This window comes from Streptomyces sp. x-19, from assembly GCF_046549115.1.
GTDB classification, from domain to species: Bacteria; Actinomycetota; Actinomycetes; order Streptomycetales; family Streptomycetaceae; genus Streptomyces; species Streptomyces albulus_C.
Genome location: NZ_JAJPWK010000022.1, coordinates 122,547 through 134,819, shown reverse-complemented (window position 1 = coordinate 134,819; position 12,273 = coordinate 122,547). Strand labels below are relative to the sequence as shown.

The following is a 12,273-nucleotide window of genomic DNA, read 5'->3' as shown; positions in this document are numbered from 1 at the left end:
ACGCGACCGGACGCTACCCCTCGGTGGTGCTCGGCAGCGTCGCCGCCGAGCGCCTGGGCATCACCGCGCCCGGTCAGCAAGTCTTCGTCGGCAACCAGTACTTCACGGTCATCGGCATCCTCGACCCGCTTCCGCTCGCACCCGAGATCGAACGGGCGGCGCTGGTGGGTTGGCAGGCCGCGACCACACTCCTGGACTTCGACGGTCATCCCACCCAGATCTACGAACGCTCCTCGGACGCCTCCGTCGAGTCGGTCCGCAACCTGCTCGCACGCACCGCCGACCCGCAGAACCCGCAGAACGTCGAGGTCTCCAACCCGTCCGCAGCCCTACAGGCCAAGGCCGCGACCGAGGGCGCGTTCGACAGCCTGTTGCTCGGACTGGGCGGCGTGGCGCTCCTGGTCGGCGGCGTCGGAGTGGCCAACACCATGATCATCTCGGTACTGGAACGCCGCCACGAGATCGGCCTGCGCCGTTCCCTGGGCGCCACCCGCGGCCAGATCCGCATCCAGTTCGTCACCGAATCGCTCCTGCTGTCCGGACTCGGCGGACTGGCCGGCGTGGTACTGGGCGCGGCGGCCACCTACGTGTTCGCCGCCTCAGGCGGCATGCCCTGGGTGGTCCCCCTGTGGGCGGTCGGCGGCGGCTTCGCCGCCACCCTCCTCATCGGATCGGTGGCGGGACTGTATCCGGCGGTCCGCGCCGCCCGGCTCTCCCCGACCCTCGCCCTCCAGGCGGGGTAGGAGAAAGGATCACCGCCATGCCGGGGTTGGGTGCACATCCACCCAGCCCCGGCTGCCTGCTCGACCGCAGGAGAAGCAGGCTGACAGTTCAGCTCGGGTACCGCTGTCCTGGCACGTTGCGTGTGCTGGCAGGCATGCGACGCCGGGCCGTCGCCATGGCAGTGGCGCTGCCGCCCTTGCTGGTTGCCACCGGATTCGCGGACCTGCACCTGAACGACCTCTACGGGGACATGGAGGATCTGGACAGCGTCGAACAGGCGGTTGGTCTGGGCCGGACCGGTTCCTCCCTGGTCAAGGCCATCGCCCGTGAGCGCGACCTGGCGATCGATCCACGGGCCGGCTCGGCGGAGAAAAGCCCCGGAAACGGCCGGGCCGCCACTGATGCCGAGGCCGCGCTGTTCCGGGAGGCGTTGGAGCGGGCGCCTGAGGGGACGGCCATGGAGGGGATCCGGACCAGCACCCGCGAGCCGCTGAACCGGCTGGTCAGCATACGCATGCTCGCCGCTTCCGGTGGCGCACCCGCCGATGTCGAAGCCGGCAGCTTCTCGAACAACGGAGAAGCCTGCGTCGCCCTCACCCGCGTCCTCGCCCCGCGCAACCGGTACGAGGAGATCGTGGCCGCGCTCGCCGCCCTGGCCGACAGCCTGGTGGTGGGCGACCCCGCCGACCCCAAGACCTTCATCGGCCCGATGGTCCGCGAGGGACAACGTGACCTTGTGCAGGCGTACATCGCCTCCGGCATCGACACCGGCGCCCGCCTCGTAGCCGGCGGTCCGGGCGCACCCCGGGGCCTGGAGAACGGCTACTACGTCCGGCCCACGGTCTTCGCCGACGTCGACAACTCGATGCGTATCGCGCAGGAAGAGATCTTCGAGCCCGTCATCGTGGTGATTCCTTATGACGATGAATCAGACGCCATCCGCATCGCCAACGACGCGCCGTACGGCCTGAGCGGAGCGGTCTTCACCGCCGATCCCGTACATGGGGTCGAGGTCGCACGTGCGGTACGCACCGGCGTCTTCTCCGTCAACGGTGCGCCGCGGCACTGGGAGGCGCCGTTCGGCGGCTACAAGAACAGCGACTTCGGGCGCGAGTACGGGCGCCACGGCCTCGACGAATACACCGAGCTCAAGGCGATCGCCACCGCCCTCACCGTCTAATGGATGACGCTGGCTGATGCGGGGCACCGGAAGGTCTGGCGGCCAGCGCATGTCGTGATCGTCATGCGGGCCGGCGTGTGGGAGCCGTGCGTGCGCTGTGGGCCGTACACGGCACGGTGGGGCCGACAGACGCGAGCCAGGCCCGCCCCTGAACAGGATTGCTGCTTCTGCGCCGGTTACGGCTGCGGGTCCAGGTGCCGTCGAGCGGGATGCCAGCGGCCACGGCGATCCGGTCGCGGGATCCGAGCAGGCGTTGCTCCAGCGGCGCCAGGGCGACTTTGGCCGGTGCGCCGTTCTGCTTGACGATGCGGCCGGCGACGAGGACGGTGTCGACAATGCCGGAATGCCCCGCGGTGACGATCGAGCCGGCCGGGTCGGTGACGGGGAAGACGGCCAGGTCGTCGGTGCGCAGCAGGATGACGTCGGCGTCCTTGCCGGGTGTGATGCTGCCGGTGCGGACGGCCAGGCCGCAGGAGCGGGCGGCAGGTGTCCGCACTCCCCCACCGGCGATGCCGCCACGACGCGCTCACGGTCGCTCCGGTTCTCGCGTGGTCGGCAGGAGGTCGGCGAGGGCGACGGTGACTGGTCTGAGCGCGTAGCCGAACGGTGCCTGCGGCGAACGCGGCGGGGCAGTGCCGTCGTGGTGGTCGAGGATGTCCACGATTAGGGATGAACACCGTCATTCCGTTCACCCCGGCGGTGGTCGTGGAGCACCAAGTGCCGGACGGCTAGGCGGCTGTGGCGGGCGGACGGGTGATGGTGACAGGTGTGTGGGTGCCGGGTGGGCTGTCGGGGATGATGCCCTCTTTGCGTCCCACGGCTTCGAGTGCGGTCAGTACGTGTTCGAGGTGATGGTCGGTGTGGGCGGCGGTGAGGGTGATGCGCAGGACTTCGCGGCCGCGGGCTACGCCGGGGTGGCTGATGGGTCCGGTGAAGACGCCGGCCTCGCACAGCCGCCGCCAGGTGCGGAAGCAGCGGTCCTGGCCGCTGACCTTGACCGAGACGATGGGTGTGGTCGATGTTCCGGTGTCGAAGCCGAGGGCGCGCAGGCCGTTGTGGAGGCGTTCGGCGAGGTCGAGGAGCCGGGTGCGGCGGTGGGGTTCGGTCTGGAGGATGTCGAGCGCGGCCAGAGCAGCGGCGACGTTGGCGGGGGCGGCCGCCGCGGTGAAGATCGCGGCCGGGGCGTTGTGGCGCAGGTAGCGGATGACGTGGGCCGGGCCGGCGATGACGCCGCCGACCGAGGCCAGGCTCTTGGACAGGGCGCTGGTGACGAGGTCGGCGGTCAGGCCGAAGTGTTCGGCGACCCCGGCTCCGGTGGCGCCGAGCATGCCGAGGTCGTGGGAGCTGTCCAGGACGATCCGCGCGCCGTGCGCGCGGGCAAGCTCGGTGAGGACGGGCAGGTCGCAGACGTCGCCGTCGACGGAGAAGACGCCGTCGGTGAGGATCAGCTTGGCGAGCCGGCTGTCGGCCGCGGCCAGCCGGCGCTCCAGGTGCGTCATGTTCCCGTGCAGGAATGTGTGCTTGACCGGGGAGCCGAGCCGTACGGCTTCGTTCAGGGAGGCGTGGTTGGCGAAGTCGGTGAAGACTGCGGTGCCCTGGTCCATCAGCGGGGCCAGCATCAGGTTCGCCTGGAATCCGGACGGCAGCACCAATGCCGCTTCGTGACCCAGGAACGCCGCCAGGCGCTCTTCCAACCGCTCGTGGAGTTCCAGAGACCCGTTGATGATCCGTGACCCGCCCAGGGACGTGCCGAACCGATGTACCGCCTCGGCGGCCGCTTCCCGTACCCGGGGGTCCGCCGACAGCCCCAGATAGTCGTGGGACGCCGTCATGATGAGCCGGCGTCCCTCGAAGTCCACCTCGGTTCCGCCGTACCAGCCGCTCACCGGACGGAAATACGCCTGGCGGCCCGTCGCCACCAGATGCTCAGGGGTCCAGATCCGGGCCTTGTCCAACACGTCGGGCAACAGAATTCACCTCATGCGTATCGATCTGGGGGGACGCCACCGCGTGCCGGCCACCCTCCCGCCCTGAGGCAGGAGAGTTGATCAATGGCGGCTGTACTGCGTCAACAACGTAGGCCGTGGACCGGCCACTGCTCTCAGGTGTGATTTTGTGCTGGTACAGGTGGCGAGGCGAGGGCGTCCGCCAGCTGGGACATGGCCCGTTCGCACAGTTGCTTCGAGCCGGTTTCGTCGCCTGAGGTGACGCTGAGGAACAGTTGTCCGTCGTATCCGACGACGATGACCAGGGGTGCACCGGAGAGGCTGGTGTGCGCCGCGCCGTAGATGGCGGACAGCCGCAGCGGACCGTAGTCCGGACGGTTGGGCAGGTTGGCGTTGCTGATGGAGACGTCGAAGCGTGCTCCGTGTGCCTCGCTGCCGCGGATCAGCGATCCCATCGTCTTGTGGGGAAGGAAACGCAGTACACGGAACGCGCGGACGAGGGGACTGAGTTCGTCGGGGCCGACATGGTGTTGAAGGTCGGCTCTGACGTGACGAGCCAGGGTCCAGAAGCCGACGGGGGCGGTGCCGTCGACCGGCCGCACGATGCTCGTGGCATAGAGGCCGACGGCGTTCTGTGCAGCGGGGGCGAGGATGCGGCGCAGGTCGACCGGAACGGAGATGTCGGCCGGGTGGGGGAACGCGCGGGCAAAGGCGGCACAGAGTGCTGCTTGCAGTGTGGCCCCTTCGGCGCGGCAACGGGTGAGGATGGCGGTGGTCTCCTCGGCGGACAGCAACCATGTGGTGCAGGCGAGGGGCCCGGTGTGCCGGACGGGACGGGTGGACCCGCCGAGCGCGCGGGCGAGTTTGCGTAGATCCGAGAGTTCCGGCCGGGGGCGCGGCACGAGGTCGTCGACGGCCGGGACGGGGCGGGGCCGGGGCACCTCGTGCGCGGAGCCTCGCAGGATGTCGTCGATGACGATGCTCGCTGAGATGCCGTCGCAGACGAGGTGGTGGCAGACGGCGATGAGATCGAAGGTGTCTCCCGCGTCCACGAGGACGAAGCGGGCGAGGGGGCCGGTGGCGGTATCGAACCTACGGGGGAGTTCTTCCTCGACCACACGGGCCCAGGCGTCAGGTGCGGTGGTGTTGACCACGCGCAGTTGCGGGTCGGGGACGGCTTCGGTGGTCAGCCATGCGCGCCACCGGCCGGCGTCGGCGACGCGTACTCCGAGCAGGGGGTGGCGCCGGCGGGTGGAGGTGAGGGAGGCGCGGATGTCGTCGGGGTCGACGTGGCCCTCGACACGGGCGATCGCCGTGAAGTTGACGGGCAGCACTTCCCCGGCCGCCCACACAGCACGCTCGTATGGGGAGAGTCTCCGGCGCATGGGTACGGTCCTACCTTTCAAGGCGTCGTGAGTGGCTGCCGCGACAAGGCTGTGGTCAGGCCCTGGTGGAGGGGGATCCGCGGAGTGAAGGGCAGCCTGCCGGCGGCGCAGGTCCAGGCGGGGTGCAGGAGTTCGGTGACCTTGTCGGGGTTGAGTATCGAGGTGCGCCCCAGCGTGCGAGCCACGGCCGAGGCCGGCGCGGCGGGGATGTGGACGACCCGCGGGCGCCGTCGGCCGAGAACGGCCGCGACGGCGGCACCGATGTCCTCCCAGCGGTGCTCGACACCGTCGCTCACGTGGTATGTGAACCCCGCGGTGCCGGTCTCCGCCGCCGTGAGCAGGGCCGCGCACAGGTCGTCGACGTGGATGAGCGAGTAGTACCGCTCGCCTCGGGGCCCCAGGGCGGGCAGGATCCCGGCACGGACCGCGGACACCAGGCGGGGCAGGAACTCGCGGTCACCCGTTCCGTACACGATGGGCGGGCGCACGACGATGCCCGGCACCCGGCCGGCGGCATGCACCACCTGCTCTCCGCCCAGTTTGCTGCGCCCATAGGCCGAGACCGGGTTCGGCGGGTCCAGTTCGCTGCGCAGCCGGCCGGGGCCGGAGGCCGCGAGGGAGGAGCAGTAGACCAGGGGCGGCGGCTGCGGCATCGCTGCGGCCGCGGTACACAGGAGCCGGGTCCCTTCGATGTTGACCGCGGCGAAGGTGGCGGGGCTGGGAGCCTTGGTGAGTCCGGCGAGGTGGATGATCCGATCAGCGCCGTCCAGGGCTGCCGGGAGTCCCGATCCGGTGGCGAGGTCCCCGCGGACTGTCCGGGCACCCCCGAGCGGCGAAGCGCCGCGCACCAGGGCGGTAACGTCATGTCCCTGCCCGATGAGATGCCCGACCAGCCGCCGCCCGATGAATCCGGTGGCGCCGGTCACCAGGTACCTCATGCCGTGGTCCGCTCGTAGAGGCGGTGGGTGCGGAAGTGGATGCCGCCGAACGCCTTGGTGGAACGGTTGGCGTCGCGGTTGTCCTCCAGCATCCAGGAGAGCTCGGTCTCGGTGTAGCCGAGGCGGAACGCGGTGCGCTGGGCCTGGGTGAGCAGGGCCCCCGCGAGTCCGCGGGCGCGGTGTTCCTTCCTGGTCCCGGTGGCGATGGCCCGGATGCGATCGATCCGGCGCGAGGCATGACGGATCCGGACAAGTCCGATGGGCAGGCCGTAGGTGGTGAGGCGGCCCCGGGCGGCTGCCAGTGCCTGGTTGGTGTCGGGCATGACGAGGGTGAAGGCGGCGGGCCGGCCGTGAACCTCGGCGATCTGCACCAGTTCCGGGCGCAGCAAGGGCTTCATCTGCCCGATCGCGTGGGTGAACTCCCGGCCGGTCATGGGAACAGAGGCGTAGTTCTCGGACCAGGAATCGTTGTAGATGTCGTGCATGGCGGCAACGTCGGCGTCGAAGCGCCGGGGGTCGAGCGGCCGTACACACACGTCGGGCGCGTTCAGGGCGCGTTCGACTGCCCGGCGGACGACAGCGGGGGGCTCGCCGTCGGCGGGCATGGGGACCCGCCAGGACAGCAGGTCCTTGGCCTTGGTGAAACCGCAGCGGGTGAAGAGCTCCGGGTAGTAGGCGGGGTTGTGCGGCATGAGCATCGTGGGAGGGCGGTCGAAGCCGTCGACGAGCACCCCGCACTCGTGGTTCGTGGAGAAACTGAGCGGGCCGAGCATCCGGCTCAGCCCCTGCCCGGCGGCCCAGCCGCTCGCCGCGTCGAACAGAGCCGCAGCCGCCGCGGCGTCATCGACGCACTCGAACAGGCCGAACTGGCCGCACCGCTCATCGTGCCGCTCGTGGAAGCGGGGATCGGCGACAGCGGCGATCCGCCCCACGACCGTGCCGTGGCGCCGGGCCAGGAATAGTTCGACCCGGCCCACCTCATGGAAGGGGTTGCGGCGCGCATCCAGAAAAGCGCGCTGCTCGCGCTCCAGCGGGGCCACCCACAGCGGATCGTTGCGGTAGACGGTGTAGGGAAACCGGATGAACGACGTGGTCTCACGGCGGCCCCGTACGGGAGTGACGGTGACGGTCGTGGTCATCGTGCACCTGCCGGGGTCTTGTCGTTGGCGGTCTGTGGGCGGGGCTCACGAGGCACGGGCCCCATGCGCAGTCCCCGTGGTCTGAGCGCGCTTGCCACGGCGGCGCGCGGGGGCGATGCGGTCAGGGGGCGCAGGCGCCAACGGCTGGTGATCGTGGCCAGTACGACGATGGCCTCAACGGTGGCGTACCGGTCGCCGACGCATTTGCGGGGGCCGGCTCCGAAGACGATGTGGGCGTTGCGTGGCGGCGGAGTGCTCCGGCCGGGGTCCCAACGGTCGGGGTCGAAGCGTTCGGGTTGTTCGTACAGGTCCTCCCGGCGGTGGATGAGGTAGGGACTGATCACGAGGTGGGTCCCGGCCGGGAGGGGATGGCCTCCGAGGTGGGTGTCGGCAGTGACGGTGCGGAGCATCACCCACGGTGCCGGGAACAGGCGCTGGGTCTCGGTGATCACTCGGCCGGCGAGGACCAGATGGGGCACGTGTTCCAGGGTGGCGGGAGCACCGGCCAGGACGGTGTCGACCTCGGCGTGCAGGCGTTCCTCGACGTCGGGGTGCACGGCCAGCAGGTGCAGGGCCCAGGCGAGGTTTGCGGCGCTGTTGTCCACGCCTGCCCCGAGCAGGTTCAGAAGCTGATCGTGGATCTCGATGTCCGTCAGCCCTTGTTCCGGTCGGGCGGGGGCGTCGGCGGCCGGCACCACGGAGAGGAAGTCACCGTGGCCGATGCCTTCGGCACGGCGGCGGGACAAGACGTCACTGGCGAACTGCCTCAGACGGCGCTCGGCCCGTTGATAGCGGTGATGGTCGGGCAGGGGCAGCCAGGACACCGCTCGTGGCACACCGGTACGCACGTAGGTGCCCCTGACGACGGTGGTCATGTCGTCGATGATCTGCTGCAGGCACGCCGGCGACGGGCTCTCGGAGAACAGGGCCTCCATCATGATGCGCGTGGTCAGCCGGGTCATCTCGGCGGTGACGTCGAAATCCTGTCCCGGCTGCCAGTCCTGCGTGAGCGCGTCGGCCTGGCGGGTCATGACATGGGCGTAGTCGGCCAGCCGAGCAGGGTGAAAGGCCGGCTGGACCAGTCGCCGCAGCCGTCGGTGCGACGTGTGCGGGCAGAAAGAAAGTCCGGTGCCCAGCACTGTCCGGTAGGAATTGACGCACTCGCTCTTGTCGAACAGACGATCGTTGACGAAAACGTGATGGGTGAGGCCAGGGTCGCAGACCACAACGTACTGCGAGGTGCCCACGCGGACCCGAGCCAGACCGTCGTGGGTTGTCAGGGAGTTCAGCAGCCCCAGGGGATCGCGGGCGACAGACAGCGAGTGGCCGATCACCGGCAGGCCCCCGGCTGCTGACGGGACGCCCCGGATGGTGTTCGTCGTCATCGAGTCTCCAAAAGGTCGGTGCCGGCGATGTGCTCAGCGGGGCGCGGTCACAAGGGGCGCGCGCTCAGCGGACTTCGCTGGTCACGGAGCCTCCTCGGTCCGCCAACGAATCCGTCAGCGTTGCGGCATCGGCGATGCACGGGATTCACCCTCCCGTTCCACCCCGGCCCAGACCTGGCCGGGCCGCTCGGTGTCGACCTCGGGGTCAATGTTGACGAAGTCGCCCGTGACGATGGCCGATTGCTTGATCAACTTGATCCGGCTCGGGGTTGATCGCCTTGTGCTGGGCGTGGAACGACACGATGGTGGGGCCGACCACCCAACAGCTCCGGGAATTGGTCGCGTAGCAGACATACAGCCGGGCCGATCAGATAGCTCGGTGGCTCGGCCAGCCACCTCACCGCCGTTGACACCCAGGCGAGTTGAGTAAATGCTTCACACTGGTTCTCCATGACGACTGGAGAGCTTCCCGGCGGCAACCGCCCCAGTGAAGATTCGCTCTTCCGGGCCCCCTGAGTCGTGGCAGCGGCTTCACCCTGCGCAGCCGGAAGGCCGACGAGTTGCTCTAGGCGTGTACGGAGTCGTGATCAATGCTGGCTCCGCGGCGTAAGAAGTTGATCTAGCCTCACGCGTCATGGAGGTGGTGAAAGGCTCGCCGGATGGACTGCGGAAGAGTGTCGTGTCCCTCAAGTGAGACGGTTGAGAACGCCCAGGTCACCACACCGGAACGGGGCATTCCGAATGTGGCCCTACACCAGTCGAGCCGTTCGTCGGCACACGCACCAGCCGCGCCGGGCTTTGGACGGCCGCCACCGGATCGTGCATCAGGAAGTTCTCCCGGCGAGGGTTGAGCACGGTAGTTGGGCAGGTCACGAGGAGTTGCAGTGCGGCGCGGAGCTGCCAGTTCCGCGTGCTGGTGACGCCGCCCGCGGTGGACACCGTCAGGTCGTTGCCGGTGTAGGTGGCCGGCGCTTGGACGTACCGCTCGTGGTGCGCTGGCAGGCCCGGAAGATGGCCGTTGGCCATGGCGTGCAGCAGATCCCGCACCAGGGCCTGTGCCTCTCCGTCGCCAGTCGGGTAGGCGAGCAGCACCTCGTCCAGTCGCCACGACTCCGCCTCGGGGTGTGGGCGCAGCAGCTGGGCGGTGGCGGATGCGGTGGGCACTCCCCCGGTGGCGAGTTGGTCCAGGCCGCCCTCGGCGGCGGTCCCCATCGCCAGCGCGCGGGCTCGGTGTTCCTCGGTCGGTTCCGGAGTTCACCTGCCGTACAGGTAGTCGGTGGCGAGGACGTCGGCCAGGAGCTGGAGATCAGTCACGCACACCGTCCGGTCCACGGCGAATCTTCCACCCCGCGACCGCAGTCCGATACATCCCTATTGCCCGTTTAGTGAACATCGCGCGCAGCCTCCCTTCTCGAATCGGGCAATGAGCTCGCATTCTTTCGGAGTGTCCGCTTCCGGGTACGGGGCGTCGCTTGATAGCCGTACCGGTGAAATACCGGGCGATTCCCTATGGGGAGCCGGGCCGGAGAACGCACACAGCGCGACAGGACACACCGCCTTCATGCACAGATCACCTATCGCACTCCGCGGGCTGGCCGCATTGATGGCCACCGGCGCGGCGGTCACGGCACTCAGCGCGGCGAGCCCCACCTCGAAGACCACCGGCACCGCCCTGGTGGGCGACGCCGAGATTGTCTGCACCTCGAAGCAGGAGGGTCTGGCCCCCACCCTGTCTCACGACATCGCCGACGCACTCAAGGGGCGCCAGGGCTCTTCGGCACTCGCCCTCTACGACCGCGGCTCCGAGACGAGCTGCGAGTTCCAGGCCGGCACCCCCTTCGACTCCGCGAGCGTGGTCAAGGTCACCGTCCTCGGAGCGCTACTCCGGCAGGCCGAGGAGGCGCACCGTGCGCTGACGCCGCACGAGGTCAATCTGACCACCGCCATGATCACCAAATCGGACAACGCCTCGACCAATGCCCTGTGGCGCCAGGTAGGCCCGGCCGGGATCCAGCGCTTCCTGAACCTGGCGGGCATGCCGGACACCATGCCCGGCACCCACGGTTCCTGGGGCCTCACCCAGATCACCGCCGCCGACCAACTCACCCTGATGCGGCTCCTGACGACGGACGGCACGGTGCTCAGCCCGAAGTCCCGGGAATACGCGCTCGACCTCATGCGGCACGTCGTCCCCGACCAACGGTGGGGCGTTCCGGCGGGGGCGCCCGCCTCGGCGACCGTCCACGTGAAGAACGGTTGGCTACCGCGTACGGGACAGGGGTGGCGGGTGCACAGCGTCGGCTCGTTCACCGACAGCGGCAACGACTACGCGATGGCCGTCCTCTCCAGCGGCAGCGACACCATGGGCTACGGGGTGGCCACCGTGGAGACCGCCGCCCGCGTCATCCACCGGGATCTGGCCGGCAGCCGGTAGCGGGTACCAGTACTGACTCAGGGGGCCCTCTCCTTCCCATTCACTTGCCCCACCAGGTATCTTGCATCGCATGGAACCAGGTGATTCGACCAAGCAAGCCCGGGCAGCGGCCCAGCTGCGCAAGGGCGTCCTGGAGTACTGCGTACTCGCCCTGATGCGGGACCGCCCCCGCTACGGCGTGGAACTCCTCCACGCCCTGGAGGACTCCGGCGCCCTGGCTACCAGCCAGGGCACGGTCTACCCGCTGCTCTCCCGACTCCGCCGCGACGACCTGGTCACCACCACCTGGCAGGAGTCCGCCTCCGGACCACCCCGTCGCTACTACGCGCTCACCGACAGCGGCCGGGCCGCACTCGACGAGTTCACCCGCGTCTGGCCCGGCTTCCGCAACGCCGTCGACGCCTTCCTGACCACCCCGCACCCCTCCACCGGAGACCTCACATGAACACCTCTGCCGACCCCATTCGCGGCTACCTCTCCGCCGTCGAGCGCGAGACCTCCGCACTCCCCGCCGACCGCCGCCAGGAACTCCTCGCCGATCTCGCCGAACACATCGAGGTGACGCGCGCCGAACGCCCCGACGTCGCGATCGGCGAGGTCCTCGCGGAGTTGGGCGACCCTCGCACGATCGCGGCAACGGCACTGGCCGAGACGGGGAACATAGCCGCCGGGGCCCCGGCCGGCGGTGTCAGCGCACCCGCCCGGCGCGGCAAGGTCCACCCCCTGGTCCCGCTCCTGATGCTCACCCTCTCGCTGCCCTTCATGATGATCTTCCCCGACCTCCCCGGGCCGCTGTTCGGCGTCCTCTTCCGCATCATCGGCGCGGTTCTTCTCTGCACCTCAGTGCACTGGACCGCCGTCCAGAAAACTACCGGCGTACTACTTACCGCCCTCCTGCCGACCGCCGTCATCGTCACCTGGAACCTGTCCAGCGGCGGCCCGAAGGGCGGTACCCCGGCCCTCTTGGCCAACCTGATGGCGCTCGCCCTGATCGCCGGCACAGCAGCATGGCTCTGGCGGGCCCGCCGCGCCTGAGCCATGCCGCCGACATCCCGGTCCACCAGGCCGTCTCGACGCAGACCAGTACTCCAACAGCGGTTCGTGTCTTGAGCTGGTCCTTCTGCGGTAGTGGTAGTGGCGGGC

The 12,273-nt window shown here is 69.5% G+C and carries 13 protein-coding genes and 1 pseudogene; 5 read left to right on the top strand and 9 right to left on the bottom strand.

The annotated features are described in order from the left end of the window. Both ACLJT4_RS33560 and ACLJT4_RS33555 read left to right on the top strand, forming a co-directional pair. Positions 1 to 743 (top strand): ABC transporter permease (locus tag ACLJT4_RS33560; protein WP_411128187.1); only part of this gene is annotated, 743 nt, incomplete at its 5' end. Between the two features lie 539 nt (positions 744 to 1,282). After that, positions 1,283 to 1,903: pseudogene (locus ACLJT4_RS33555) on the top strand (aldehyde dehydrogenase family protein); the annotation flags it as partial. 61 nt (positions 1,904 to 1,964) lie between these two features. On the opposite strand, the gene ACLJT4_RS33550 reads toward ACLJT4_RS33555, so the two are convergent. The 9 genes from ACLJT4_RS33550 to ACLJT4_RS33510 form a co-directional block, all read right to left on the bottom strand. Further along, positions 1,965 to 2,399, bottom strand: a complete 435-nt coding sequence (locus ACLJT4_RS33550; protein ID WP_411128185.1) for an amidohydrolase family protein — start codon at positions 2,397 to 2,399, stop codon at positions 1,965 to 1,967. Between the two features lie 30 nt (positions 2,400 to 2,429). Next, positions 2,430 to 2,564 carry a hypothetical protein gene (locus ACLJT4_RS33545; protein ID WP_411128183.1) on the bottom strand — a complete coding sequence of 45 codons (135 nt, stop codon included), beginning with the start codon at positions 2,562 to 2,564 and terminating at the stop codon, positions 2,430 to 2,432. 67 nt (positions 2,565 to 2,631) lie between these two features. After that, the gene (locus ACLJT4_RS33540; protein ID WP_411128200.1) at positions 2,632 to 3,861 is read right to left on the bottom strand and encodes an aminotransferase class I/II-fold pyridoxal phosphate-dependent enzyme; all 1,230 of its coding nucleotides are present in this window, start codon (positions 3,859 to 3,861) and stop codon (positions 2,632 to 2,634) included. A 143-nt stretch (positions 3,862 to 4,004) separates the two neighbouring features. After that, positions 4,005 to 5,234: a condensation domain-containing protein gene (locus ACLJT4_RS33535; protein WP_411128181.1), complete on the bottom strand. Its 1,230-nt coding sequence runs from the start codon at positions 5,232 to 5,234 to the stop codon at positions 4,005 to 4,007. A 17-nt stretch (positions 5,235 to 5,251) separates the two neighbouring features. Next, positions 5,252 to 6,172: an NAD-dependent epimerase/dehydratase family protein gene (locus ACLJT4_RS33530; protein WP_411128179.1), complete on the bottom strand. Its 921-nt coding sequence runs from the start codon at positions 6,170 to 6,172 to the stop codon at positions 5,252 to 5,254. Next, on the bottom strand, positions 6,169 to 7,311 hold the full coding sequence (locus tag ACLJT4_RS33525) for an N-acetyltransferase (protein WP_411128177.1): 1,143 nt from the start codon (positions 7,309 to 7,311) through the stop codon (positions 6,169 to 6,171). The genes ACLJT4_RS33530 and ACLJT4_RS33525 overlap by 4 nt, the downstream gene beginning before the upstream one ends. Continuing rightward, entirely contained in the window at positions 7,308 to 8,696 is a 1,389-nt protein-coding gene (locus ACLJT4_RS33520; protein ID WP_411128175.1) for a cytochrome P450, read from the bottom strand. The genes ACLJT4_RS33525 and ACLJT4_RS33520 overlap by 4 nt, the downstream gene beginning before the upstream one ends. Before the next feature lie 114 nt (positions 8,697 to 8,810). Continuing rightward, positions 8,811 to 8,948 (bottom strand): hypothetical protein, encoded by a 138-nt coding sequence (locus ACLJT4_RS33515; RefSeq protein ID WP_411128173.1) that lies wholly within the window; start codon positions 8,946 to 8,948, stop codon positions 8,811 to 8,813. A gap of 462 nt (positions 8,949 to 9,410) precedes the next feature. After that, entirely contained in the window at positions 9,411 to 9,908 is a 498-nt protein-coding gene (locus tag ACLJT4_RS33510) for a hypothetical protein (protein ID WP_411128171.1), read from the bottom strand. A gap of 349 nt (positions 9,909 to 10,257) precedes the next feature. On the opposite strand from ACLJT4_RS33510, the gene ACLJT4_RS33505 reads away from it, so the two are divergent. The 3 genes from ACLJT4_RS33505 (at position 10,258) to ACLJT4_RS33495 (ending at position 12,165) form a co-directional block, all read left to right on the top strand. After that, positions 10,258 to 11,130, top strand: a complete 873-nt coding sequence (locus tag ACLJT4_RS33505) for a serine hydrolase (RefSeq protein ID WP_411128169.1) — start codon at positions 10,258 to 10,260, stop codon at positions 11,128 to 11,130. Between the two features lie 70 nt (positions 11,131 to 11,200). Beyond that, positions 11,201 to 11,575 carry a PadR family transcriptional regulator gene (locus tag ACLJT4_RS33500; RefSeq protein ID WP_189547959.1) on the top strand — a complete coding sequence of 125 codons (375 nt, stop codon included), beginning with the start codon at positions 11,201 to 11,203 and terminating at the stop codon, positions 11,573 to 11,575. After that, positions 11,572 to 12,165: an HAAS signaling domain-containing protein gene (locus tag ACLJT4_RS33495; protein ID WP_411128166.1), complete on the top strand. Its 594-nt coding sequence runs from the start codon at positions 11,572 to 11,574 to the stop codon at positions 12,163 to 12,165. Before ACLJT4_RS33500 ends, ACLJT4_RS33495 begins: the two co-directional genes overlap by 4 nt. Positions 12,166 to 12,273: the final 108 nt, after the last annotated feature.

Bases quoted from the DNA above. Each gene is read 5' to 3' on its own strand.
- ACLJT4_RS33535 (WP_411128181.1), bottom strand. From the start codon at position 5,234: ATGCGCCGGAGACTCTCCCCATACGAGCGTGCTGTGTGGGCGGCCGGG.
- ACLJT4_RS33530 (WP_411128179.1), bottom strand. From the start codon at position 6,172: ATGAGGTACCTGGTGACCGGCGCCACCGGATTCATCGGGCGGCGGCTG.
- ACLJT4_RS33525 (WP_411128177.1), bottom strand. From the start codon at position 7,311: ATGACCACGACCGTCACCGTCACTCCCGTACGGGGCCGCCGTGAGACC.
- ACLJT4_RS33520 (WP_411128175.1), bottom strand. From the start codon at position 8,696: ATGACGACGAACACCATCCGGGGCGTCCCGTCAGCAGCCGGGGGCCTG.
- ACLJT4_RS33510 (WP_411128171.1), bottom strand. From the start codon at position 9,908: ATGGGGACCGCCGCCGAGGGCGGCCTGGACCAACTCGCCACCGGGGGA.
- ACLJT4_RS33505 (WP_411128169.1), top strand. From the start codon at position 10,258: ATGCACAGATCACCTATCGCACTCCGCGGGCTGGCCGCATTGATGGCC.
- ACLJT4_RS33500 (WP_189547959.1), top strand. From the start codon at position 11,201: ATGGAACCAGGTGATTCGACCAAGCAAGCCCGGGCAGCGGCCCAGCTG.
- ACLJT4_RS33495 (WP_411128166.1), top strand. From the start codon at position 11,572: ATGAACACCTCTGCCGACCCCATTCGCGGCTACCTCTCCGCCGTCGAG.